Source organism: Symbiopectobacterium purcellii, assembly GCF_019797845.1.
Lineage (GTDB): Bacteria > Pseudomonadota > Gammaproteobacteria > Enterobacterales > Enterobacteriaceae > Symbiopectobacterium > Symbiopectobacterium purcellii.
The window spans coordinates 1061386-1087887 of the sequence record NZ_CP081864.1 but is presented as its reverse complement, the minus strand read 5'-3'; the positions used below and the strand labels follow the sequence as shown (position 1 = coordinate 1087887).

The following is a 26502-nucleotide window of genomic DNA, read 5'->3' as shown; positions in this document are numbered from 1 at the left end:
TAAAAAGCCAATCCCGAAACGGTTAACGTCGGGATCGGCCTTTTTACAGAATCTGATGCGATATACCAATGATAGCGTTTCTCGGTTAATCCAGATCCTGGCCGTTGCTGGCGATCACTTTCTGGTACCAGGCAAAGGATTTTTTCTTGCGCCGCTCCAACGTGCCGTTGCCAAGATCGTCACGATCGACATACACAAAACCGTAGCGTTTGCTCATTTCACCGGTCGATGCCGCGACCAGATCGATGCAACCCCAAGTGGTGTAACCGATGACCGGGATACCGTCATCGATCGCATCGCCCATGGCGCGGATGTGTTCACGTAAATAGCTGATGCGGTAATCATCGTCGATCTCACCGTTGGCATTGATCTCATCGCGTGCACCCAGACCGTTTTCCACCAAAAAGAGCGGCTTCTGGTAACGGTCGTACATCATGTTCATGGTGATACGCAGGCCGAGTGGATCGATGCCCCAGCCCCATTCACTACGGGTAATATGTGGGTTGGTAAGGGATTTAACGATATTGGCTGCGCTGCTGTTGTGTTCATTCATCTCCGCCGAGGCACAGCGTGAGGCGTAGTAACTGAAAGAGACAAAATCGACGGTATTTTTCAGGATTTCCGCATCGCCATCCTGCATCTCGATATGGACGCCTTTCTCACGGAACACCCGCGCAGAATAGGACGGGTAAGCCCCGCGCGCCTGCACATCGATAAAGAACAGGTTTTCCCGATCTTTTTCCAGTGCCGCCCACACATCTTCTGGCTTACAAGACCATGGATAAAAGTTTCCACCCGCCAGCATGCAGCCCACCTGATTGTCAGGATTCACCTCGTGCGCGATCCGGGTCGCCAGCGCACTGGCAATCAGCTCATGGTGCGTAGCCTGATACTTCACCTGATCCTGATTTTCACCCGGTTCAAACACCAGACCGGCACCGGAGAATGGGCTGTGCAGCAGGATATTGATCTCGTTGAACGTCAGCCAGTATTTCACCAGTCCGTCGAACGCTTCAAAGCAGGTGCGCGCATAGCGGGTGAAAAACTCCACCATCTTGCGGTTGCGCCATGAGCCATACTCAGTGACCAGATGCATCGGTACATCGAAATGGCACAGCGTCACCAGTGGTTCGATACCGTATTTGCGGCATTCACTGAACACCGCATGATAAAAGGCGATCCCTTCCGGATTCGGCGTCAGTTCATCGCCCTTCGGGTAGAGACGACTCCAGGCGATCGAGGTGCGGAACACGCTAAACCCCATCTCGGCCATCAACGCGATGTCTTCTTTGTAGCGATGATAGAAATCGATCGCCTGATGGCTGGGATAGAACTCGTCGTCACGCAGCGTAAAACGCTTCTCTTGCCCCAGCTTTACCGGCAAACGGGCGGGACCGTGCGGGATCATATCCACGGTGGTCAGCCCTTTGCCACCTTCCCGATAAGCGCCTTCTGACTGGTTTGCCGCCAGGGCGCCCCCCCATAAAAATCCGTCTGGAAATGTCGCTGCTGACATGCATCACCTTCTTCTTGTAACAAAATCAATTAACTGACGCTGGTAGCCTGCACGGGTTCGCTTGTTTTGGCTTTGGTTGGCTGCGATTCCTCTTCGGCTTCAGGAATATCCTCAAAGCCGAGGATAAGTGTCAGTACAAACGACAACACCACCGCCAAAATCATCACCGCCACTACCCACACAATGCTCATCGGGTTAGCCGGATCGAAAAACTGCACGCTGGTAAATAACCCCGGCGACGCCATGGAGTGGCTGGCAAGGCCGCCAATGCCGGCTACCGCGCCGCAAATAAAACCGCTGATCAGGCTGGCAATCAGCGGACGTTTCAACCGCACCGCCACGCCGTACAACGCCGGTTCAGAGATCCCAGCCACAATCGCGGATGCCGCTGCCGCCAACGCCGTCTGACGCAACTCGCGGTTTTTGGTACGGAACGCCACCGCCAGCGAGGAGCCACCGAGCGACAGGTTGGCACCGATTTCTGAGGGCATTACCATGCCCTCTTTACCGGTTTCCGCAATGGTTTGAATGATGGTCGGGGTAAATACGCGGTGCATACCGGTCATTACCAACAGCGGCCACAGCGCCCCCATGATCGCCACCGATAACCAGCCCAGATAGCCGTGGATGGTGTAAACGATGGAAGAGATGCCACTACCGATCCAGATGCCCAACGGGCCAATAATCACAATGGCAATCGGCGCAGAAACCAGCACGATCAGCATCGGTTTCAGGAAGTTTTTCGTCACTGCCGGCGTAATGCGATCGATGCCCTTTTCGATGTACGACAAGATCCAGGTCATGCACAGCGCCGGGATAACCGTGTAGGTATATTTCACCGCCGTGACAGGGATAAACGCCAGCTCGACCACCTGCCCTTGCGCCGCTTTTGCCATCAGATCGATAAAGTTGGGATGCACCAGCACGCCCGCAATGGCGATAGCCAGCGACATGTTGGTTTTGAATTTAAGTGCCGCCGAGGCCGCCACCATGATAGGCAGGAAGAAGAACGCACCGTCGCCGATCACATTCAGGATTACGAGCGTTGAGGAGCCCTTCTCGAACACGCCGAACATGTCGAGGATCATCGCCAGCAGTTTCACCATCGAGCCGCCGATAATCGCTGGGATCAGCGGCGACATGGTGCCAATCAGCGCGTCCAGAATGCCTGCACCAATGCTTTTTAAGGTGATTTTCCGTTTGGCATCGGGCAGCGTACCCGCAGCACCCGCCGGGCCGAGTTTCAACACTTCCTGATAGGCTTTCGCCACGTTGTTGCCAATAATGACCTGACACTGCGTTTCCGTGTTTACCACGCCCATCACGCCGCTGATGGCTTTGAGTGTCGGGTTGTCTACCTGCGTTTTATCTTTTACCACGAAGCGCAAACGCGTCATGCAATGCGTCACCGCTTCAATGTTTTCCAGTCCCCCCAGCGCATCCACAATAGCGCGAGAGACAGTTTCATAATTCTTGGACATAAGTGGGTTATCTCTTGGTGTCGGTGCGGAAAAAATCGCCATAGGGAACCGGTTCCACAAAATCATGAAACGTTTCACAGCGCCAAACAAGAGAGGAAAACCATTAATTTTCCTTTTCGTGATAACGATCACCTGTCGTTAGCATGACCACTTCAACGAAGCTACTGAAAAGCAACGGCAAAATGGGTAGACTGTCGCAAGATGACTATTTAGCGGATAACAGTACATGACAACCATTCTTGAGGTGGCAAAGAAGGCCGGGGTCGCCAAATCGACGGTATCGCGCGTGTTATCAGGTAATGGTTACGTCAGTCAGGAAACAAAAGATCGTGTATTCAAAGCGATAGAAGAGAGCGGCTATCGCCCGAATCTGTTGGCGCGTAACCTCGCCGCGCAAAAATCACAAACCATTGGGTTGGTGATCACCAATACCCTGTATCACGGCACTTACTTCAGCGAGTTGTTGTTTCAAGCGGCAAAAATGACCGAGGCGCACGGCCGCCAGCTGCTGCTGGTGGATGGTAAACACAGCGCTGAAGAAGAGCGCGCCGCGATTCAATTCCTGATCGATTTACGCTGCGATGCCATCATCATCTATCCGCGTTTTCTCACCATTGATGAGATGGATCAGATCATCAGCCAGCATAAACAGCCCATCATGGTGCTGAACCGTCGGTTACGGGTGAATGACAGTTACTGCATCTACTCCGATCAGCATGAATCCAGCCGCAATGCCGTCAACCACTTGATCGAGCAAGGGCATCGTGAAATTGCCTTCATCACCGGCGCGCTGGATTCGCCCACCGGCATGGAACGCCTCGCAGGCTACAAAGCCGCACTGGAACAGCACGCAATTCCCGTGGATGAACGCCGTATCGTTCTTGGTAAGTGGGCACTCACCAATGGTGTTGAGGCCGTCAACACCCTGCTCGACCATCAGGTCAGCTTCTCTGCGTTAGTCGCCAGCAATGACGACATGGCCATCGGCGCGCTCAAACAACTCTATACGCGCGGTATTGGTGTACCCGAGCAGGTGTCAGTAATTGGTTTTGATGACTTACCCACGGCAGCATTTACCATCCCTTCGCTCTCCAGCGTAAAAATGCCGTTGGGTGAGATGATTCAAGAGATTATCAACCGACTGCTGTCCATGCTGGATGGTGGCACGTTGCGCCAACGCAAGGCCTATCCGGCCTCACTGATCCTGCGCAATTCGGTGACGACGGGACCGTTTTATCGCTAGTTTTTTCACCGATGCGGTGTCAACGATGTCGTGATATCATACGGCTACGTAAGGATACGCGAAATCAAATCGATGTTTTTCAGCCGCCCCAAGACCCTCGGCGACCTGATCAAATCAGGCAGCCTCAGAAAGATTCAGCAGCGTATCGACGCTGCCAACTGCAATCAACCTGATGAGCACGGCTATGCGCCGCTGCACTATGCCGTCACCTACCGCGAAGCAACGATTGCACGCTACCTGCTGTCGCAGGGGAGCGAACCCGTGATCGGTGAACAGGGCAGACACCTCCCCGCGATAAATGAGGTCGTCAATTCCCTCTGTTTGCCGCTGATTGAAGCGTTTCTCGATTCCGGAATCTTCCTGCCGGACTATATCGATGGCTTACCGCTGCTGCACCATATGGTGCGACGTAAAGATCTGAAAGAGAAACACGTCGCGTTCTTTCTGCAACAGGGGTTGGATCTGAACACGATCGATACCCTGGCCAGCGGTAAAACGGTGCTGGCCTACTACCTGAGTCAGGAAGAAATCACCATGATACCCTGCGTCTGCGTTGGCTTATTCGCCTGGGCGCTGACGTCAACCGGGCAGAACAGCCGTGGGCAACACCGCTCTATTGCGCGCTGACCAACGGAACGCTGTACAACACTCAGGACAAACTCAGCATTACGACCTTCACCAGCGTGCTGGATGCGTTGGAAAAAGACGGGCTGCAACACGACCTGGACTTGGACAGTTGCCATTATGCCAGTATCGGGCTGGAAGCGCTCAAACGCGGGCATTTCGCCGGTTTTATCCGGCTGCTGCAAGCCGGGATCAGCATTCCTGCTGATGAGAAAGGGGAAATCATCAATTATCTCACCAGCAAAAACTTCCGGCCCAAGCAGGTAAAACTGATTTTCGAGTTGAACCAAAGCCAAGGGTATGAGCTTCCCCTCAGTATCCTAATCCATGATTCGCGAACCATCCGGCAGATCATTGACGAATTGCCGCATGATGCCCCCGATATCAACACCCTATTTATCGATATCGTTACCGCAACCGGTCTTCAGCGGGATGAAAAACTCGCCCTGTTGGGCACCCTGCTGGACAAAGGCGCTGACATTAATACGTCGGGTGCCTGGTCCCATTTCGAGATCAGCGCCCTGCACACCGTGGTCGGTTGGCCCGACGACGTGGAACACAGTCAGGCTCTGCTGCCCTGGTTGCTGGAGCGCGGTGCAGCCATTGAATGTCATGGTCTGTCAGCGTTTTATCTGGCGGTGTGGTTCGGTCACATGGAGACCGCCAATTTACTGGCAACACGCGGCGCTAACCTCACCTGGATCGATTGTAAACAGGGTACAGTGTTCTCGTACCTTTTTACCCAGAACCCCCACGGAGAACGGATGCGCCTAAGCAAAGTATCCGCCGTGCTGCGCCGTTTACAGGGTATCTACCGCAGCAAAGGGCAGTCCTTGCCCCTCGCAGAGCCGTTTAATTATAACTCGTATGACTACGCGCCACTGAGCACCACCCACACGCTTGCGGCATGTGTCGCGTTGTACGATGCAGAGTATTTTATTCCATTGGCTCGCACCTTGTTGGATATCGGTTGGCCGCTGAATGCGGAGATCAACGACGAACATTTCAACGGCAATATGATCGCCTATCACTTGAACTATGCCAAAGCCGGAGAGGATATCAGTCCGCTGCTCGATAGCCTGCCAGAACCCCTCGATCTCACCAGTGAGATCTCAGGCGATCCGCTACTGTGCGCCATCGGTTCCCGCGTGGCGCTGGAAACCGTCAAACGACTGATCGTCGGCAACGATCCGAATCGCATTATCGGTAGGAAGATCAAGAACAATAGCATCGTTTATGCTGAACAACCGCTACTGATCTACTCGATGGATCATGTGAGTGGTGACAGCGATAAGATTACACCGGAATACGCGTATGCCGTGTGCAACATGCTGCTGGCCGCGGGTGCCGACCCCAACTGTACCGCGACACGCCGCTTCACGCCTGAGTTCGATCACCGCAACGGGGTGACGCGGTTAGAAAACAGCGCGCCAGAGTGGGCCATTATGCAGGAGTACTTCGACATCTTTACCCTGCTGCTGGATCACGGTGCCGATCCGGCTCGCCGCACCTGTATCAAGCAGGAGCAGTTTGTCCATTTTGCCTGCACCCGTCTGAGCGGCAGACCGGAATCGACCGTGACCCCGTACTTTGATGAGCTGGAACGACGTGGGCTGCTGGACCTTGAAGCGAGAAGCGGCACCGAGGCGACGCCGCTGCTGATGGCAGTGTCCAAATGCCAAACGCCGTTGGTGCGTTACTTCCTCGATCGTGGCGCAAACCCCAATGCCGTCGGTGGGTTCGATAATTCCGCCGCCTTGCATCGCGCCCTGAGCAATTGGGGGTGGGTCGATAAAATCTCGCGCCGTGAAACCGTAGAACTACTGCTAGCGGCCGGAGCCGACTGCCACTGGATCGATCCCGATGGTGACTATCCGTTGATGTGCGCCGCCGGGTACGGGAGCCTCGCCGGACTAGAGGCACTGTTAGCACACGGCGTTGACACCCGTCAGGCGAATGCACAAGGGCGTACCGCGTTGCATGAGGCGATAATCCGCGCCTACAGTTATGACACCTACCCCGATGACGAAGAGACGGAAGCAGAGCACAGCTTCGATCCGCAACTCAAAGGCGAGATCGTCAAACGCCTGCTCGATCATGGTGCGGATATCCATGCCGCCGATGAGGATGGCGATACACCGTTGATCTTTGCACTACGCGCCAACCGGGAATCGATTGTCCACCTGTTGCTGGAGCGTGGCGCCGACGCGCAGCAGCCTGATAAACGTGGTCGAACGCCGTTGATGTTGGCGGCACAATATTGCGCCGCACCTTATTTCGACCTGCTGTGGGCACGCCAATCCACGTCACAAATCCGTCACCAGTGCGCCAATAACGGCGACAACCTGCTGCACGCCATCTGCCTGCGGCGTCATAGCGATACTGCGGAAGCCCAGTTCAGAACGGCGCTGCTACATGGAGAGGTTACCTATCAGGCTAACGATCGGCGTATCACGCCGCTGCACTATGCCTGCTATCTGGGGCATCAGGCCATCGTGACACTCTGCTGTGAGCAAGGGTTTGACGTCAATGCGCCAGATGACGGTGAGAATACGCCACTGCATACCGCGTTATTTTTCGATGAAGACGAGGTCGAAGAGGATGAGGTCATCCAGATGGTTACCAGCCTGCTCACCGCGGGGGCTGACCCTAATCGGGCCAATGCCGCCGGGGAAACCCCGCTGATGATCGCCTCACGCCGCACTCTAACCGATTGCGTCTCGCTGATGAGCATGATGACGGCAACCACTCACGGGTTCGGTGCGGCTGGGCAGCGGTTATCGTGACGTCAACGGTTAACAGATAATAAAATAACGGCAATATCAGCGCTTATGTGCGCTGATATTGCCGATGGGAACATTATTTATAATTATTATCGAAATATTATATATTCACAATTAAAGATACATTTAAAATAACGCACAGCCAATCAAAAAACAAAACAACACATCAATAAAGCCTAAAATAAAACCAATGGGAGTTGACGAAAACCAAATCAACTTTAAAGTGGTGATTGCACACTGTGGTGATATGCAATTTGTCATATCCACTTTAATCATGCCGTATGAAAAAACCGGAGTTTTTATGCATGCAATCGCTGATGAAAGAGCAATAACGCCATCCATACAGTTACATGAAAATTTAATGGCGTTAAGCAAAAGTGTAAAAGGAATAATCCCTGATATCTCGACGACACACGTCAATGATATATTACAATTAACTATTTCCCCCTTGGCACTTGCGTGGAATTGGTCGAAAGGATTCAACTACAAACCACAATAATACGCTGATGCTTTACGCTTTACGGTAAAATAGTTGAATACCCTCTTGGGGTTATAACGTGAACCTCACGGATGAGGTTCATTCATTTTTCTGGGCACACACGATTCAGTAATTGAAATAATAAACAGGCCGAATAACGCTTTAACGCTCACTTAGCGTGCATTATTTTCCATACACCAATACCTTAACACATCAATTTTACGCTGGAATCCGTTGCCGATGATCTTAAATGCATTCACCAACGATATAAAGCAAAAACCAGCAGCGGCACTGTTAGCCATTATTATTACGGCCATGAGTTTGGTGACGACATTTCTTATCGTTATGCTCTATATTACAGAACGTGATATTGAACGGTGATTGCCGGAACATCAGCGTCTATATCGCATTGAAAGCCAATTTAACCTCCCTAATGGCAATATTGTTCGCTCAGCGCAGGTCCCATTTCCGCTGGTGGAAGCATTGCAAAAACAACCCAACATCGAAAATGTTGGATACGCCTACCGATTATCGACGCGCCTGCGTCGTCAAGGCAGCATTATTCCTCGCGTGCCAATCTTTGCCGTCACTCCAACATTCATGGAACAACTGCACCCTTTTCGTGAAGATTTACCAGCCCCCGGCCCCCATGACATCTACATCACAGCCGATTTTAATCGCCACTATCTTGGATTGGATGACCCACTTGGCAAAATAGTGGATTTAGGGGAAAGCGGTCAGTTCACCATCAAGGCTATCGTGGAACCTCACCCTGACAGCAGTCTGCTCCTACCCGCCACGATCGCCTTCACGCCAGAGCGGATAGCCGGATACCCCGATAAACGGCTGGACTGGTATGATAGCCATGTCTATGCCTTCGCTCGCCTCCCCCCTGCGCACCCGCATTTTGATCAACAACTGCTGGCTAGCATCGTCGCCAATGATGCGCCACAGATACCCGGAGCACCTTTTACACCGTCCTCGTTTCTGACGTTCAGCGCCAAAAATATCCTTGATATGCACTATAGCGATGGCTATGCCGATGAATTCGTCAAGACGCGTGAAAAGTCATTGCTTCATACGCTGTACACCGCCGCACTGTTTGTTCTGTTCACCACCGCGGTCAATTTTTTCAACATCAACGGTATTCTCAATGCTGCCAGACGCCCCAGCCTGCATATCAAGCGCAGTCTCGGGGCTTCAACTGCGCAAATGCTGGCAGAATCACTGAGCGTATTCTTACCACAGTTCCTGACAACGGTAACGTTGGCGACCTTACTGCTTTGCGCCCTGATCCCTCTGTCGGCGGACGTGAGCGAATTGCTCCTCCGCCAGCCGATGACGCGCCTGCTGACGGTATTTTTGGGTGTCACTCTGTTCATTGGCTTGATGATGTTACTCTCGCACCTGCTGAGCCTCTCTTTTTTCTTGTTTGGCAACAGCGCTTCACAGACCCCACATCGCTACGAAAAGCAGCGGGTTTATTACTTCAACCGCATGGTAATGGTGGTGCAACTCCTGGTCGCCGGTACGACCGTTTATCTGTGGGCCGGTGTGATGACGCAACACCACAGGGCGATGCATGCAGAGGTGGGTTACCAGAAAGCGCACCGCCTGACATTCGCGCTTGATGAAGGGTTTTATACACTCAGTAGCGTGCGCGAATTACAACATCGGCTTCAGGAAACCGCAGGCACGTCGGCTTTCAGTTTGAGCAGTTGGCAACCGTTTGACATGTCGCGCCACATCCTCACTGTGCAGCACGCGCAACAACAGGTACAAGACCAATTTACCCTTATCAATACTCTCTCTGCCGACCACTACTTTGCGGAGGTCTGGGGATTAAAAACAGTGGCAGGCCAAGAGAATACGCTGAGGGCCAGCACGGATGATGGCGTATGCCACGCTATCGTCACCCGCGCCTTCATGGATGCCATGGGGCAGAAAACCGTCGATGAAGTGCTGAATACCCGCTATTACATTCCACTGCCGGAAGGACAAAAAACCCTTCGGGTGTTACGGGTAGTGGAGAATATCGATCTTGGAGAACACCTCTCGCCGCCCCAACCTTTGATCATCTTTATCAATGACCGCCTGGAAAAATTCGCGACCGTCGCGTATTCGAACGATCAACAGGAGGCCTCTATTGCCGCACAGATTAAACGTCATGGTCCGCCTGACTTAGCGCTGCAAACGGTACAGGAGCTTCATAACCGTCATTTTCATAACGATTCTCAGATGCTCAACGTCATTACCTTCACCGCGAGTTTGGCGTTGATATTAATGGTTATCAGCACCTTGGTGACCAGCCTGTCAGACGCTCAGCGGTTAGACAGCACACTGAAAATCATGGAAGCGGTGGGGGGGTCTCTTGCGACAAACACGGTGTTTTTCCTGCAACAACATGTGCTGCCCATGTTGTTCTCTTTACTGGCGTCACTGGCCCTGGGAGGTTTACTGTTAAGGCGCTGGCTACAGCAGTATGACACCGTTGCCGGACTGGTGTATGTGAATGCGTTTGCGGCACTGCTGTTGCTGGGACTGATGGCGGTAGCCATTATGGCACTGTCACTGGTGCTGCACGATGGCAGGGTAGCTCGCCCGTGGTTCAGGCGAGGGTAAGCCGCTATGGACATTCAATTAGATCCGAAATCCACTGAACATCGCGTTGCCAAACGGATAGCCGGCCTGGCACTGGTGATGTTCGGACTGCTGTGCCTGTGGCTTATTAAGCTGGCCACCGCAGAAAAAGTAACGCACATGCCGTTTACTCAGGTGACAGTGCACGTTGCCCAGCGTGGCACATTTACCGATACGCTGGTAACACGGGCGGTGGCGATCCCGAATGAAAGCGTGATAATCGCCTCTGAACGCGGCGGGACGGTCATTGAGGTACGCCAGAGTGCAGCCAACGATGTTAAAAAGGGAGATGTCATTGCCCGATTGTCGAACGACGACTTCGTTTTGCAGGTCACCTCGCGTATTGCCGATGTGACTGAACAGACCAACAACCTGCGCAATATGCGCAGATCACTCGAGAAGGATGATCTCGATACGCGTCTGGCACGGCAAGATTCACGTTTTCATCTGGAGAAAATCGATAAAGAAGCCGCGCGTAAAAAGACATTATACGAGCGCGGCATTCTGGAAAAAGCCACCTATGAACAACTGCTGGATGAATTGGCGCATTGGAAAACGCGCTACGCGATTTTAACGACGTATCAGGAACGACAAGACAGTATGCTACCGAGCGAGCTTGCTGACATCGCAGCCTCGGTAAAGCATCTGGACACCTTGACCCGTTTAATTGAGAGTGGTCTGGACAAGCTGGTTATTACCGCCCCGATTGACGGCATCCTGTCACCGCTGACAATCAAGATTGGCCAACAAATTAAACCCGGCGAAAAAGTTGCCAACGTAGACAATCCGCATTCCTACTATTTTGAAGCCTCATTTAGCAAATATTATCTGGATAAAATCCGGCCACACGATCGTGTCACGGCACACTATGCGGGCATGGATATCCCACTGATCATTGCCTCTGTCTCTTCCGTGGTGGAAAACGGTAAGTTCCTTGCCAAATTAACACTCGCTCGACCACAACAACTCTCGTTGAAACGCGGCCAATCCCTCGATCTGCGTGTTTTACTCGGAACCCAGTCAGATGCATTACTCATTCCCACGAAAGCAGTCTTTTTCGAAACCGATGAGGCGTGGGTGTACCGATATGATGAAAAACATCATCGCGCGGTTAAAACACCCGTGGTGATTAAACGTCAGGGGGAAACGCAATCGGAAGTCCTAAATGGGCTGTCTGTCGGGCAACAGGTTGTGGTGCTTACAGGCGGCAACGTTGAAAAATCCAACATTATCGAGTTTGAATAAGATGATCCAACTGGAAAGCGCAGAAAAATTTTACACCACTCGAACCGTGAAAACGCTGGCGCTGCGTGACATCAACCTTCAGATAGCAGCGGGGGAATTTGTCTCCATTATGGGGCCATCAGGTTCGGGAAAAACCACGCTGCTCAACGTACTCGGCATGTTCGAAACGCTTGATGCCGGTCGATTGCAACTGGCACAGCACGACATTACACCAATGCGCCATAGCCAAAAAATAGCGCTGCGTCGCCAACTGCTCGGCTACATATTTCAGTCATTCAATCTGATCGATTTTATGTCGGTCTATGAAAATATCGAGCTCCCGCTCAAGTACCGCAATGTCCCCCAATCTGAACGAAAAGCTCGCGTAAAACAACCCCTTGAACAGTTTGGATTATCCGGCAGAAGCGCTCACTACCCCGCCCAGCTTTCAGGCGGTCAGCAGCAGCGGGTTGCCATCGCTCGCGCCATGATTTCGCGGCCAACCTTGATTTTGGCCGATGAACCGACGGGCAATCTAGACAGTAGTAACAGCAAAACCGTATTGCAGCAGCTGGAAGACATTAATCAGGCCGGTACCACCGTTGTCATGGTTACGCATTCCCCCGAGGCATCAGAGTATGCCAAACGACACTTAATGATGAAGGACGGTTATCTCACATGACATAGAAAGGAGAGAAATCATGAATGAAATCATACCCATTGTTCAGATTGATACCGATATAACATCAGCACTGAGCACCAACGATCTCGAAAAAATCGCTACGCAAGACTACCGACAGATGAGCGCCTATCTGATTGGCAAAATTCCAGCACACGCCTTACTCAGCACCGAAGAGTTGCATATTTTCCACGCCGAGCAACAGCAAGCCGTCACCGCCCAACCCGTGGCAGCCAAAAAGTTGGTGGTGGTATTGAAAGCCACTCGACTGTGTAACTTGCGTTGCACGTATTGCCACTCCTGGGCAGAGGGGCCAAACCAAACGATGCGGTTTGATATCCTGGTTCGAACTATTCGTAAAATATTAGCGATCCCCAACATTAAACGCTTTGAATTCGTGTGGCACGGTGGCGAGGTGACGCTACTTAAACCTGTTTTTTTTCAAAAGCTACTCTGGCTACAGCAACAATTCAAACAGCCAGAACAGCATATTACCAACTCAATGCAATCAAACGCGGTAAATATCTCGGATGAATGGTTAACCTTTATTAAAGGGATCGGAATGCATGTTGGTATTAGTCTGGACGGCATTCCTGCCGTGCATGACTCACGTCGCGTCGATTACCGAGGTCGAGGAACAGCGCAACGCGTCGCTGAGGGACGCACAAGGCTTAAACAACATGCTATCCCCTACGGGGCACTCATCGTTGTTGACCGCCATGTCTATCAAACGGACCTCCGAGAAATGTTCGATTATTTCGATAAGATAGGTCTCAATGACATCGAATTTCTCAATATTGTTCCTGATAATCGCATCCCTGCCGGCGGAAAGGTCGACGGAAATTACATCACTTATGCCGAGTTTATCGCGTTTCTAAATCGGGCATTCATGCTTTGGTGGGATGAATATCAGGCTGTTTTACATATTCCACAATTCAGCGATTTTATTCGAGCCATCAACAACCCTGGCACTCGACTGGCCGCCTGCTATTGGTCAGAAAACTGTTCCCAGGAGGTCATTACCCTCGAACCCAATGGAGACGTTTCACCGTGCGACAAATATGTAGGCGATGCGGGTAGTCATTACGGCTCGTTGATGAAAACGGATTTGGCAGAACTATTGGCCTATTCGGCACATAACCAGGCGGCAAAGCGTGAGGAGCAGGAAGCCTTCAATAAAATGCGTCAGTGTCGTTGGTTTTCCCTCTGTCATGGGGGATGCCCACACGATCGTGTGATTAATCGCCGACACGTGGCGGGTTATCAGGATAATTGCTGCGGTACGGGTAAACTGTTGGAAACCATCGAAGGCTGCCTGAATAAAGAACGTCGTGCTACCCCCAGCAACGGGGGATAATCCGCTCTCACTTTAGGGTTTCACATAATCATAACGCCCTCAGCGAATAGCGGAAGGCAAACAGCCAAAACGGGTGCGAAAGCGTTCTGAAAAGCGCGCCCGCGATTGGTATCCACAGGCTTCAGCAATACGCGGAATGCTCCAGGCGGTGGTTTGCAACAGCATCATGCCGTGGTGCATACGAATATCACTTAGGATCGTTTCAAAGCGCTCTTGCTCTGCGGCAAGGCGTCGGCGTAGGGGGGCTTCGCTCATCGCCAACTCTCGACCTGCTTCGCGTGCGGTCCAGTGACGATGCGGTGCACGCCCCATCAGCGCGTGCAAACGCGCTACCGTGTCAGTGTGTCGTGGTGGGCAGAATACATGACCACGCTCAGCCAGGGCGCTCAGCAATTCCAGTAACCGGTAGGTGAGCCGCTCATCGCTCACGGGCCTAATCTCGACGCTTTCAATCAGATGCCATAACGTTGATGCCATATCGTCATCCAATGGCATCACCTGAACAGGCCCAGCAGCGGTACGTTCAACGCCTCCCACAAGAGAAGAGGTCGCCGAGTAATTTTCCAACAGCGCGCTCGCGATTGTCATGAAAACCGAACGGAAACAGCGCTCAGCCCCTCCCGGGGTTTTCACGATATCCACACAGGAGCCTGCGTCGACCAGCACCAACGCAGGCCGCGTGGCATCGACCACGATCTCATGCCCCGCGAACGCTAAACGCATCTGCCCTGAGACTACCAGTAACACGGTTGCCTCATGAAACTGGAAACGTGCAGTTTGCTGCGGTTGTCGCAGGCAAGGCTGAGCCAGTGCGCACAAGCCATGTCGCACCACGGGCGAGGACGAGGGCAACCGCCAGCGCGCCTCCCCCTCAACCGGAAACACCGGCACGGTCAACGCTTGCCCGACGTGGTTCACGCCACAGGCACCGCGGGATTCAAACTGTAAAGCCCGGTCAGGCTGGCTTTCGCCAATACCGGTGCCGTTGCCAGCGCCGCGCGCACGTTCGCCCCATCCAGCGGTCCGTTCACAGCCAACGCAGGAACCGCCAGCGCATAAACAGTGAAAATATAGTGATGCACTAGCGCATCATTCCACGGCGGGCACGGGCCGTCATAACCGTAATAGTCGCCGTTCATCTGCTCATCTCCGACAAACCAGGCCGTGTAATCATTAATACCGTGGCGGCTGTCACCGGGAGCGGCAGGGCCCGATTTTCCACGCGGCGTGACGCCGTTTGAATGAGCCCCCGCCGCAATCTCCGTCACGGTGGGCGGAACATCAAGCAGTAACCAGTGGAAAAAATCGACGCGCGGCAAGGACGCTGGCACTTCCCGACCTTCCTGATTCACATCATCGCCTTTGCTCGGCACATCAGGATCGTGACACACAATCACGAAAGATTGCGTGCCCGGAGGAACATCGCGCCAGGCGAGATGCGGGTTACGATTCGATGACAGCGCAACGTGTGCAGCACGGTCTGGCACAGCAAACGCGAATTCACCCGGTATCGCCTGACCATCCTGAAAGCTTTGACTGATGAGTTGCATGGAAAACCTCGTCCTGTGGAGTAATGAAATGTTGGCCCGGCCACTCTACCGGCGCGCAGTAAGTTCATAATAGTGGATTTGGTTGCCCCCGAGGTGCCCTATCCAATCAAAAGACTGCCGAAACCAATCAAGATGATTGGTTTCGGATTATTATTTAATGGATCTGCTTAATTCCTCCACGACTAACAGGGCGTAATGAGAAAAGGATCGCGCCAAAGATGAGCGTCATCGGTTAATGAGAGCCCATCTGAACGCGTTCCCGCTCCAATCGCTTCACCGCCCCAGCACGCAGTGCATCCAACTGTTCGAGAAGGCTTTCAGCATCCACAAGCGGGTTTACCTGACCAGGCTGACGCGTTTTGAGCCGCTCGCTCGCTTCAATCAGCCCATTACTGAAGGGATGCGCGGTCAGGTGCACACTGATGGGGTGTTGAGCATCATTCACCAGTCTCTTGATGCGATCGACGCTACGAAGGTAAGCCTCAACCTGTTCCGGACCATCGATGGCATTTAATCCCAAACCGCCAATGGTAATCGCGCGATAAGTGTTTTTATCTTCTTTCACGTCCATCACATAAGACGTGGTTCCCCATGTATGGCCCGGAGTGATGTAGGCGTAAAAAGTCGTGTCGCCCATGGAAATCGCTTCGCCATCGTTGACAATCAAGTCATTCGGCGCAGGAGCGGGCATTACCCATGCATTGGGTTTTCCCTGCGTTTTTTTTGCATCCTCCTGCTCTTCTTTCCACCCTTGCTCCGCCATCACAAAACGGGCATTGGTTAACACCTTTTTCAGTTTGGCGAAGCCCCCCACATGATCGAAATGTCCATGCGTCAACAACACCATTTTGATATCTGCCGGGTCTACGCCAACGTGCTTGATATTCTCAATGAGTCGATCGGTAAATTCGCCATATAACGAATCAATAAGCACTGCCCCATCGCTGGTTTTGATAAGCCATGCCGAGACCCAGCAAAGCCCCACATAGTAGACGTTATCAAACGCCTGATAGGGCTCAACCGTTTGAGCCTTGGCATCATTCAGCCAACGCCCGAGTTCGGTAGGCATCTTGCCACTATTCCCGAACTGGTCGAAATACGCGTTAATGGTTGATGAAGGACCGCATCCGGTTAATGGAACAGAAGGCGCACTATTCAATGGAGCAGCACCGGCAGTGCCGGCAAGCAACATACAGAGGGCGGAAGCCGTCAGGCGTTTAATGTGCATTTTTCGTCTCTTTATTTAACGTTGTTGGGCAAACTGTAATTGCTCAAACAGAACGAATAAATACGGTAGACTGCAAACCATTGTTGCACATTCCGTACATTAGGAGCGCCATGATGGATCGCTTTATTGCCATGCGCGTCTTTGTTGATGTGGTTGATCTGGGAAGCCTTACGGCCGCAGCGAACAAACTGGATATCTCTCGGGCCATGGCGACACGCTATATTGCCTCACTGGAAAAAGCGTTTGGTACTCGACTCCTGCAACGAACCAGTCGCAGTTTGGGGCTGACGGGCACAGGCAGCGAAATTCTGTCCTATTGCCGCCAGATTCTGGCGTTGAATGAGGATATTGGGGCCGTGATCGGCAGTAAACGTACTGAACCGCACGGCCTGATCCGCATAGCAAGTAGCCTCTCATTTGGTCAATCCTATCTGGCTGAGGCAATGAGACGCTATGCAGCATTGCATCCTGGCGTTTGCGTTGAAATGGTACTGAAAGACCAGTCAGTCAATCTGGTGGAACAACGGCTCGATCTTGCCATCCAGGTAGGCGATAAATTGGAGCCGGGAGTTATCTCACGGCAACTTTCTCGCTGTACGTCGGTGGTATGTGCCGCTCCCGATTACCTGGCACGCAGGGGGGTTCCCCAGCGGCCGGAAGCGCTGAGTGAACATAATTGCTTAAACCATACCCGCTTTGGCAAAAACTGGCATTTTCGCCCCACTTCGACCAATGGCACAAAAACGACGTTTGATGCGGTTGAGGTGAGCGGGAATTTTGCCGCCAATGACAGTATGGTGCTGCTGCATGCCGCATTGGCGGGCGATGGCATCGTCCATTTACCGGCGTTTACAACGCAAGCCTATCTTCGTTCCGGTGCATTGGTGCGTTTATTTGCCGACTACACGTTGCCCACATTGGGTGTTTATGCGTTATACAGTTCACGCAAATACTTACCGACGAACACACGGACCCTGTTGGACTTTTTAGTGGATGACATGTCGGAAAAGCAGTGAGGGGAGGATCCGTCATAGCGGCGGCACCTGATGCCCCCCTGACACGACAATCCGATACTAAAGGCCGGTTATCCTCAACGTGTTTAAGAGCGCATCAGCGCGCGTACTCACGCAGGCTTTGGGCAGCAGTGACACCCTATACCCCAATGTCGGGTAGACCTCTTGTAATCGCTCAAATTCAGCGACAGCGGCATCCATACTGTGGCGCCGCTCGCTGTTCTGCTGATAGATCTCAGGCCAAGGGGGAACAAGGAACACGCGTGAGTGATAACGATAGCGTGACGCGAGCGCAGTAAGCACCGGCTCACCCGTTACTGCTTCAAGTGCTGTCGCCGCATCGATGACTCCGCGATCAAAAAATACCCATGACTGACCATGACCTCTCGCCTGAGCATGGTCATTCACTGAAAGCGTTATCGCCCGACGTAAAAACGCTTCCATGTTCTTCCACGGCACAGCATCACCGCCCGAAGACATTGCTTCACGCACAAGGCGTTGACCAGGTTCCTCCACAACGGTATAGCCACGCTGGTGTAACTCTGCCAGCAGCGTGGTTTTGCCACCGCCTGAACACCCGGAAAGGATAACGAAACGATCCATAGCGTGCCTCATCGGCATGATGAAATATAAGAAAATAATGAAGAAAAACCGAAGATAAAAATAATGAGAGAAACAGAAGAAAAACTTGGAGCGGGAAACGAGACTCGAACTCGCGACCCCGACCTTGGCAAGGTCGTGCTCTACCAACTGAGCTATTCCCGCTTAGGAAGGCCACATCAGCCAGCGCTGCTGTGAAAACCGATCGTGAAGCTGGTTACCTAAACTTTTACGTTGGAAAGTTTGGAGCGGGAAACGAGACTCGAACTCGCGACCCCGACCTTGGCAAGGTCGTGCTCTACCAACTGAGCTATTCCCGCAGGAATAACCATCTTCACTCGTACCACAAATTCTGCTGCGGTACGGGGTGCGAATTATACGAGAAATCGTTGCCGCCGCAAGCCCCTTACCGCGAAAAAATGACTGACTGCCGATAAAAACAGCAATTTCGCCATCGGTCGGGCAAAAAAACGCCCATAACGACTACAGACGGATAAAATGCTCGCGGTAGTAGGCCAGTTCTGCCACAGAATCACGAATGTCGTCCATCGCCTGATGTGTACCCTGTTTTTTCAGCCCAGCCATAATCTCGGGTTTCCAACGGCGCGCCAGCTCTTTCAGCGTACTGACGTCCAGATAGCGGTAGTGAAAATAGGCTTCAAGCGCAGGCATATAACGGAACAGGAAACGGCGATCCTGACCTATGCTGTTACCGCAAATCGGAGATTTCCCGGCAGGTACCCACTGCTGCAAAAAAGCAATGGTCTCTGCTTCAGCCGCACGCTCATCATAAGCACTGGCTTTAACCCGCTCGGTCAGGCCACTGGCACCGTGGGTACGCACGTTCCAGTCATCCATCAACGCTAACTGGGCATCGGATTGGTGTACCGCGATTGTCGGCCCCTCGGCCAACACATTAAGCTGGGCATCGGTGACCAGCGTCGCGATTTCAATAATGCGATCCTGCTCTGGGTCCAGCCCCGTCATTTCCAGGTCGATCCAAATAAGATTTTTGTCACTTACCTGACTATTTTCAACGGACATACATTTACTTCCTTTTCCAACCATCCCCAGCGAAGCGGGAATAACAGGCATCAGTTAATTAAAATCAAATAGCGTGTATTATAGTCTCTTCAGCCATTGTGGGCGATAACCACAGTTCAAGCGAGGCTCAGTGAGCAAAAATAAACTGTCCAAAGGACAGCAACGTCGAGTTACAGCGAACCACCAACGTCGTCTCAAGCACAGAGAAAGCAAAATCGAGTGGGATGACAACCAGTTGGAAGAGCCGCAAGAAGGTATCATTATCAGCCGTTTTGGTATGCATGCGGATGTGGAAGCCCAGGATGGTATTATCCACCGGTGTAATATTCGTCGTACCATCAAATCACTGGTCACCGGCGATCGCGTGGTGTGGCGTGCCGGTAAAGAGACGCAGGCTGGGATCAGCGGTATCGTTGAGGCAGTGCACCCGCGCGAGTCGGTGCTGACTCGCCCGGATTTTTATGACGGCGTTAAACCTATCGCCGCCAATATTGATCAGGTGGTGATCGTTTCCGCAATTTTGCCCGAGCTGTCACTGAACATCATTGACCGCTATCTGGTGGCCTGCGAAACCCTGGAGGTCGCCCCCCTGATTGTGCTGAACAAAATCGACCTGCTGGATGATGAGCGCCGCGCGTTTGTCGATAAACTGATGGATATCTACCGGGCACTGCACTATCCCGTCATCATGTTATCAAGCCACACGCAGCAAGGAATGGAAACGTTGGAGCACGCCCTAACAGACAGGATCAGCATTTTTGCCGGTCAATCCGGGGTGGGGAAATCCAGCCTGCTGAACGCATTACTCTATCCTGACGCCGCCAAGATTCTGGTCAACGACGTGTCCGATGTGTCCGGGTTGGGTCAACACACCACCACCGCAGCCCGGTTGTATCACTTCCCGCACGGCGGCCATGTGATTGACTCCCCCGGCGTGCGCGAATTTGGTCTGTGGCATCTGGAGCCAGAGCAGGTCACACAGGGCTTTATCGATTTCCGTCCTTACCTTGGCAACTGTAAATTCCGCGATTGCCGCCACGATAACGATCCCGGTTGCGCGCTACGCGCTGCCGTGGAGCGTGGCGACATAGCCGAAGAGCGTTTCGATAACTATCACCGTATTCTGGAGAGCATGGCGCAGGTAAAAACGCGTAAAACCTTCTCTGATTCTGATACGGACCGCTGACTTTTACCGCATCCATCGCTACAATGCGCCCCTTTTTAGATGGGCGCATAAAAACCTAAGGGGCTCACTGTGCTGGATAAACTGAAAATCGCCTTACAATACTGGCTACCGAAAATCGCACTGACGCGGTTAGCAGGCTGGGGTGCAGACAAGCAGGCTGGCAGGCTGACCAAAGGGGTTATCGATCTTTTCGTTCGCTATTACAAGGTGAACATGCAGGAAGCACAACACCCGGATACCGCGGCCTACCGGACCTTCAATGACTTTTTCGTACGCCCGCTACGTCCGGACGTGCGTCCGATTGATCCCCATGCACACCGCGTGGTGCAACCGGCTGATGGGGTGTTATCGCAAATGGGCACCATTGTCGACGGCAAGTTGATTCAGGCCAAAGGCCACGACTACTCGCTGGAAGCGCTGCTGGCAGGCAACTACGTGATGGCCGATCGCTTTCGCGATGGCCTGTTCGCCACCACTTATCTCTCGCCGCGCGATTATCACCGAGTGCATATGCCCTGTGACGGCGTGCTGCGTGAAATGATCTATGTGCCGGGCGAGCTGTTTTCCGTCAATCTGTTTACCGCTGACAACGTGCCCAATCTTTTTGCCCGCAACGAGCGCGTTATCTGCCTGTTCGATACCGATTTTGGCCCGATGGTGCAAATTCTGGTGGGTGCGACCATTGTCGGCAGCATTGAGACTGTCTGGTCTGGCACCGTGACGCCACCGCGTGAAGGTATCATCAAACGTTGGACCTACCCGGCTGCGGATGAGCAAGGTGCTATCGCCTTGCAAAAAGGCGAGGAAATGGGCCGTTTCAAACTGGGCTCTACGGTTATCAACCTGTTTGCACCTGACTCGCTGCAATTTGCCACGCACCTTAATCCTATGAGCGTGACCCGTGTGGGCGAGCCCTTTGCCGAAGCAAAACGGGTGGACTCCGCAGAAGAAGCCCCCATTGCCGCAGAATCTGTGCCGGATGTGGCGGACCATGGCGATGACGCAATGCACCACACGCCTTAAGTAACCTGTATGCCAGCGAACCTGCGTGAGAGAGGGGGAACCATCGTGCGTCAACTCGTGATTTTCTTTGCTGCTGTTCTGCTCTCTGTCACCGCGCTGGCGGCGCCTGTGCCTAACGAGGCGCTGGTGCGCCAACAGTTAGAACAGGCAGAAGCCAATAAAAATACCCCCGATCAAGCGGATATTGTCGAGCAGTTTCGCCTGGCGTTAAACATCTTGCAGGAACGCAAAGAGTCGCTGGCACGCACAGAGCAATATCAACACGTTATTGACGATTTCCCCAAACTGACGCAGGAACTGCGCCGTCTGCTGGCGGCGGAAGAAAATAAAACCACCGCCGTTAACGACAAGCTTTCGGTTGTCGATCTGGAGCAAAAAGTGGTGCAAACCAGCAGCCAACTGCTGGATCAATCGCGCCAACTGCAACAGGAACGCGAGCGGCTGCGTGAAGTGATCGATTCTCTGGCCCAACTGCCGCAACAGCAAACCGAAGCCAGCCGGGTATTAAATGAAATCGATCGTCAAATCCAATCGTTAGGCAACCCGGTCACACCGCTGGTCCAGGCGCAGTTAGTGTTATTGCAAGCCCAGCAGGCGCTGCGCCAAAGCCGGGTTGATGAGCTGGAACTGGCCCAGCTTTCCGCCAGTAATCGCCAGGAGCTCTCGCGCTTGCGCGTGGAACTCTATCAATTGCGCCACGATAAGCTGGACCAGCAACTACAAACATTACGTTCCAGCATCAACAGTTTACGCCAGCGTGAAGCGGAGAAAGTGCTCGAACGCACTGAGCAGTTGGTGGAACGCGGTGATGATTTACCCGCAGTCATCAGCGAACAGCTACAGCTCAACCGCGAATTGTCGCAGGAACTGAATCAGCAGGCACAACATCTCGATTTGATCGCCTCACAGCAGCGTCAGGCAACCACCCAAACGCAGCAAGTGCGGCAAGCGCTCAGCACGTTGCGCGAGCAGGCTCAGTGGATTGGGGCATCCACCGTACTGGGTGAAGCACTGCGTGCGCAGGTGGCGCGCCTGCCGGACATGCCGCAACCGCAACGGCTGGACACCGACATGGCCCAGTTACGCGTACAACGGTTACGCTATGAAAACCTGCTCAGCGCCGCTCGCACCGCAGAACGTCCGAGACAAGAAAACTGCACGCCCAACAGCAACAGTCAGCAATGTGTACTTGGCGATCAAATTCGTACCCAGCGTGATTTACTCACATCACTGATTTCCGGCACCGATGCGCAGATCCTTGAACTGACCAAGCTAAAAGTAGCGACCAGCCAACTGGAAGAAGCGCTGCTGGAAATCCGCGAGGCGGTGCACCGCTATCTGTTCTGGGTTGCCGATGTGAACCCTATTTCCTTTGCCTTCCCGGTACAGGTGGTGCAGGCACTTTACCATCTGCTCTCGCTCGATACCTTCACGCAGCTCAGCAGAGCCGTTATCATGGTGGTGACCAGTCGGGAAACCGCGTTCCCACTGATGGGCGCGCTGATTTTGGTCGGCTTCGGTATCAGTTCACGTCGTCACTACAACGCCTTTTTAGAACGCGCCGGCAGCCGTATCGGCAAAGTCACCCTCGATCATTTTTCGCTAACGCTGCGTACGCTGTTCTACTCGCTACTGATTGCACTCCCGCTGCCCGTGCTGTGGGCGGCATTGGGGTACGGCTTGCAAAACGCCTGGCCCTACCCCATCGCCGTTGCGATTGGTGACAGCGTGACCGCCACCGTCCCGCTGATGTGGCTGGTGATGGTCAGCGCCTCCTTCGCCCATTCGAATGGGCTGTTCATTGCTCACTTACGCTGGTCACCCGAGCGCGTCGCGCGCGCCATGCGCTACTACCGATTGTCGATCGCTTTTATTGTTCCGCTGATCATGGCGATCATCACGTTTGAAAACCTCAACGAACGCGAGTTTTCCAGCACGCTGGGGAGATTGTGCTTTATTTTACTGTGTCTGGCGTTGAGCCTGGTGACCACCAGCCTGAAACGGGCCGGTATTCCGCTCTACCTGAACAAGGAAGGTTCAGGAGAAAACACCATCAACCGTGCGCTGTGGAACCTGATGATCAGTGCCCCCCTGATTGCGGCGCTGGCATCGGGTGTTGGCTATCTGGCCACGTCGAAAGCCTTGCTGGTGCGCTTGGAAACCTCGGTCGCTATCTGGTTTTTCCTGCTGGTGGTGTACCACGTAATACGGCGCTGGATGCTGATCCAACGCCGACGCATCGCGTTTGACAGAGCCAAACAGCGGCGTGCCGAAATATTGGCGCAGCGTGCCCGCGGTGAAGAAGAATCGGGGATCTTAGTGGAAACCACCTCAGACACCATCGAAGAGCCGGTGGTCGATCTGGATACCATCAGCGCCAAATCGCTGCAACTGGTGCGATCCATTCTGACACTGATCGCACTGGTGTCGGTGATTGTCCTGTGGTCAGAAATCCACTCCGCGTTCAGCTTTTTGGAAAACATCAATCTGTGGGAAGTCACCAGTACGGTGAAAGGGGTCGATAAGCTACAGCCGATTACCCTCGGGGCGGTGTTAATCTCGATTCTGATTTTCAGTATCACGACGCAGGTGGTGCGTAACCTGCCCGCGCTGCTTGAGCTGGCATTGCTTCAGCACCTCGATCTCTCCCCCGGTTCTGGCTATGCCATTATTACCGTTAGCAAATACATGCTAATGCTGATTGGCTGCCTGGTGGGGTTCTCATTTATCGGGATTGAATGGTCACAGCTCCAATGGCTGGTTGCCGCCCTGACCGTAGGTCTGGGCTTTGGTTTGCAGGAGATCTTCGCCAACTTTATCTCCGGCCTGATCATTCTGTTTGAAAAACCGATCCGCATTGGCGACACCGTGACCATTCGCGATCTCACTGGCAGCATTATGCGCATCAATACCCGAGCGACCACCATTACCGATTGGGACAGAAAAGAGATCATCGTGCCCAACAAGGCCTTTATCACCGAACAGTTTATCAACTGGTCACTGTCCGATTCGGTGACGCGCGTGGTGCTGACCATTCCAGCACCGGTCGATGCCGATAGCCAGAAAGTGACTGAACTGTTGCTCAATGCGGTGAAACGCTGTCCGTTGGTATTGGAAAACCCGCCGCCAGAAGCCTTTCTGGTGGATTTACGTCAGGGTATCCAGATTTTCGAATTGCGTATCTTTGCCGCAGAAATGGGGCATCGTATGCCGCTGCGTCATGAGATTCACCAACTGATTCTGGAAGCCTACCGCGAGAACAACATGGAGATGCCGTTCCCGCCGTTCCAGGTGCAGATGAGTTCTGTGCGGATTGATGGGCGCAGCCCGAGTTCAGCCAATCGGCCGGAAGGTGGGTTGTAACAGGCAGAGAGCCTCAGAGGGAACCACATCACCGTTCCTCCGCACGCGAAGGAACGGTGTGTTTGGTGATTACGAACGCCCGACGGTGAAGGCCATCACCTCACCAATGGTTTCTGCTTTTAACGCCAGCATAATCAAACGATCCACCCCTAACGCGACGCCAGAACAGGCAGGCATTCCCTGTTTCAACGCCGCCAACAGATATTCATCAATCGGCTGCTGAGAAAGCCCGTTTGCGGCTCGTTTGCGGTTATCCTGCTCAAAACGCTGACGCTGCTCATCGCTGTCCGTCAATTCGCGAAAACCGTTTGCCAGCTCGATACCTTTGAAATAAGCCTCAAAGCGCTCCGCCACCCGGTGATCCTCAGAGCTGATTTCCGCAAGCGAAGCCTGTGACGCAGGGAAGTGATACACAAAGGCCGGTTTGTCATGCCCGATGTGTGGTTCCACCCCAAAGGTGAACAACATTTGCAGCAACGTGTCGCGATCCTCTTCACGGCTGGCAAGATCGCCCATGCCGAGCTTATCCGCCGCGTCTCGCAGTTGCGCCTTATCCGCAGAAAGCGGGTCCACATCCAGATGACGCTGAAAAGCCTGCTGGTACGAGAGACGCTCTGCGCTTTCACACTCCAGTACTTGCTGTAATAAATCGTCCACTTCGTCCATCAAACGATACATATCGTAGTGGGGGCGATACCACTCGAGCATGGTGAACTCAGGGTTATGGTATCGACCAGACTCTTCATTACGGAAACTACGGCACAGTTGAAAGACAGGTCCGCTGCCTGCGGCGAGCAAGCGCTTCATATGGTATTCAGGGCTGGTCATCAGGTAGAGTGTCATCCCTTCCGATACGCCAGGTCCGACAAAACGCGTTTGGAACGGTACCATGTGTACATCGGTCACCGTTGCCTGACTCATGGCCGGTGTTTCCACTTCCAATACGCCGCGATCGGAGAAAAATCGCCGAATTTCAGAGACGATGGCTGCACGCTTCAACAAGTTTTCAATGGTGGCGGTGGGCTGCCAGAGTGCGCCTTCGCACATGTTTCTTTACTCCTAACGCAAACAGGGGATGCAGTCTACCCGCATATTCGCCTGCAAACAATTCAACGCCGCTACAATCACGCACGGTCTCTTCCGCCGCTTTTCGTCCCCGGGGTTGTCCCCTGCACTGGCCCTTTGATACCGAGATTCAGAACATTATGTGCAATTACCGTGAGCCAGTTCCTTATTAAAGAAATAAAAGTGTTATTTATCCGGCAATAGCGTTAACCATCATGCTGTTATTGCCAAAACCAAAACACAATAAAAAAAACAAAATGCTGGATCACATCAAATTTCACCTACTCATAATTCGGTATAATCATTTCCACACAAAAAATATAGGTTTAGCTATTCTTAATATGTGTCCGCGAATTGCTTTAAATATCGATGAATTACAGAAAGCGTTCGGTGGGAAATAGAGAT

20 protein-coding genes and 2 tRNA genes are annotated in these 26502 nt (G+C 52.9%); 12 read left to right on the top strand and 10 right to left on the bottom strand.

The features are described 5' to 3' along the window. Positions 1-85: 85 nt before the first annotated feature. Complete coding sequence (locus K6K13_RS05130) at positions 86-1516, bottom strand: 6-phospho-beta-glucosidase (RefSeq protein WP_222159818.1); 1431 nt, start codon at positions 1514-1516, stop codon at positions 86-88. Positions 1517-1545: 29 nt separating this feature from the next. After that, the gene (gene ascF / locus K6K13_RS05125) at positions 1546-2997 is read right to left on the bottom strand and encodes a PTS cellobiose/arbutin/salicin transporter subunit IIBC (protein ID WP_222159817.1); all 1452 of its coding nucleotides are present in this window, start codon (positions 2995-2997) and stop codon (positions 1546-1548) included. 226 nt (positions 2998-3223) lie between these two features. On the opposite strand from ascF, the gene K6K13_RS05120 reads away from it, so the two are divergent. The 8 genes from K6K13_RS05120 (at position 3224) to darE (ending at position 14025) form a co-directional block, all read left to right on the top strand. After that, complete coding sequence (locus K6K13_RS05120; RefSeq protein ID WP_222159816.1) at positions 3224-4240, top strand: LacI family DNA-binding transcriptional regulator; 1017 nt, start codon at positions 3224-3226, stop codon at positions 4238-4240. 72 nt (positions 4241-4312) lie between these two features. Beyond that, positions 4313-4867 (top strand): ankyrin repeat domain-containing protein, encoded by a 555-nt coding sequence (locus K6K13_RS05115; protein ID WP_222159815.1) that lies wholly within the window; start codon positions 4313-4315, stop codon positions 4865-4867. Positions 4868-4923: 56 nt separating this feature from the next. Next, positions 4924-7650: an ankyrin repeat domain-containing protein gene (locus tag K6K13_RS05110; RefSeq protein WP_222159814.1), complete on the top strand. Its 2727-nt coding sequence runs from the start codon at positions 4924-4926 to the stop codon at positions 7648-7650. A 187-nt stretch (positions 7651-7837) separates the two neighbouring features. Next, positions 7838-8146, top strand: coding sequence for a hypothetical protein (locus K6K13_RS05105; RefSeq protein WP_222159813.1), 309 nt, complete (start codon positions 7838-7840; stop codon positions 8144-8146). Positions 8147-8506: 360 nt separating this feature from the next. Continuing rightward, positions 8507-10747: a darobactin export ABC transporter permease subunit gene (gene darB, locus K6K13_RS05100; protein WP_222159812.1), complete on the top strand. Its 2241-nt coding sequence runs from the start codon at positions 8507-8509 to the stop codon at positions 10745-10747. Positions 10748-10753: 6 nt separating this feature from the next. Further along, positions 10754-12010, top strand: a complete 1257-nt coding sequence (gene darC, locus K6K13_RS05095) for a darobactin export ABC transporter periplasmic adaptor subunit (RefSeq protein ID WP_222159811.1) — start codon at positions 10754-10756, stop codon at positions 12008-12010. Between the two features lies 1 nt (position 12011). Then, on the top strand, positions 12012-12671 hold the full coding sequence (locus tag K6K13_RS05090; RefSeq protein ID WP_222160970.1) for an ATP-binding cassette domain-containing protein: 660 nt from the start codon (positions 12012-12014) through the stop codon (positions 12669-12671). A 19-nt stretch (positions 12672-12690) separates the two neighbouring features. Beyond that, positions 12691-14025: a darobactin maturation radical SAM/SPASM protein DarE gene (gene darE / locus K6K13_RS05085; protein ID WP_222159810.1), complete on the top strand. Its 1335-nt coding sequence runs from the start codon at positions 12691-12693 to the stop codon at positions 14023-14025. A 39-nt stretch (positions 14026-14064) separates the two neighbouring features. Here darE and K6K13_RS05080 read toward each other — a convergent pair whose 3' ends face one another. From K6K13_RS05080 to blaCAR, 3 genes are all read right to left on the bottom strand, one after another. Further along, positions 14065-14943: a helix-turn-helix transcriptional regulator gene (locus tag K6K13_RS05080; protein ID WP_252120427.1), complete on the bottom strand. Its 879-nt coding sequence runs from the start codon at positions 14941-14943 to the stop codon at positions 14065-14067. Further along, positions 14940-15575, bottom strand: a complete 636-nt coding sequence (locus tag K6K13_RS05075; protein WP_222159809.1) for a YbhB/YbcL family Raf kinase inhibitor-like protein — start codon at positions 15573-15575, stop codon at positions 14940-14942. The genes K6K13_RS05080 and K6K13_RS05075 overlap by 4 nt, the downstream gene beginning before the upstream one ends. 232 nt (positions 15576-15807) lie before the next feature. After that, a complete protein-coding gene (blaCAR, locus tag K6K13_RS05070; protein WP_222159808.1) occupies positions 15808-16803 on the bottom strand; it encodes a CAR family subclass B3 metallo-beta-lactamase in 996 nt (331 codons plus the stop codon). A gap of 110 nt (positions 16804-16913) precedes the next feature. On the opposite strand from blaCAR, the gene K6K13_RS05065 reads away from it, so the two are divergent. Beyond that, positions 16914-17819, top strand: coding sequence for a LysR family transcriptional regulator (locus K6K13_RS05065; protein WP_252120426.1), 906 nt, complete (start codon positions 16914-16916; stop codon positions 17817-17819). A 57-nt stretch (positions 17820-17876) separates the two neighbouring features. On the opposite strand, the gene K6K13_RS05060 is transcribed toward K6K13_RS05065, so the two are convergent. The 4 genes from K6K13_RS05060 to orn form a co-directional block, all read right to left on the bottom strand. After that, entirely contained in the window at positions 17877-18419 is a 543-nt protein-coding gene (locus K6K13_RS05060; protein ID WP_222159807.1) for an AAA family ATPase, read from the bottom strand. 86 nt (positions 18420-18505) lie between these two features. Further along, positions 18506-18581 (bottom strand) — tRNA-Gly (locus K6K13_RS05055). A gap of 79 nt (positions 18582-18660) precedes the next feature. Beyond that, positions 18661-18736, bottom strand: a tRNA-Gly gene (locus K6K13_RS05050). A 163-nt stretch (positions 18737-18899) separates the two neighbouring features. Further along, positions 18900-19460: an oligoribonuclease gene (orn, locus tag K6K13_RS05045; RefSeq protein ID WP_222159806.1), complete on the bottom strand. Its 561-nt coding sequence runs from the start codon at positions 19458-19460 to the stop codon at positions 18900-18902. 130 nt (positions 19461-19590) lie between these two features. On the opposite strand from orn, the gene rsgA reads away from it, so the two are divergent. The 3 genes from rsgA to mscM all read left to right on the top strand — a co-directional run bounded on the left by rsgA (position 19591) and on the right by mscM (position 25032). After that, a complete protein-coding gene (gene rsgA, locus K6K13_RS05040; RefSeq protein ID WP_222159805.1) occupies positions 19591-20646 on the top strand; it encodes a small ribosomal subunit biogenesis GTPase RsgA in 1056 nt (351 codons plus the stop codon). Between the two features lie 69 nt (positions 20647-20715). Beyond that, positions 20716-21669 carry an archaetidylserine decarboxylase gene (asd, locus tag K6K13_RS05035; RefSeq protein WP_222159804.1) on the top strand — a complete coding sequence of 318 codons (954 nt, stop codon included), beginning with the start codon at positions 20716-20718 and terminating at the stop codon, positions 21667-21669. Positions 21670-21714: 45 nt separating this feature from the next. Then, a complete protein-coding gene (gene mscM / locus K6K13_RS05030; RefSeq protein WP_252120425.1) occupies positions 21715-25032 on the top strand; it encodes a miniconductance mechanosensitive channel MscM in 3318 nt (1105 codons plus the stop codon). Positions 25033-25101: 69 nt separating this feature from the next. Here mscM and epmA read toward each other — a convergent pair whose 3' ends face one another. Further along, entirely contained in the window at positions 25102-26079 is a 978-nt protein-coding gene (epmA, locus tag K6K13_RS05025; RefSeq protein WP_222159802.1) for an elongation factor P--(R)-beta-lysine ligase, read from the bottom strand. Positions 26080-26502 lie beyond the last annotated feature (423 nt).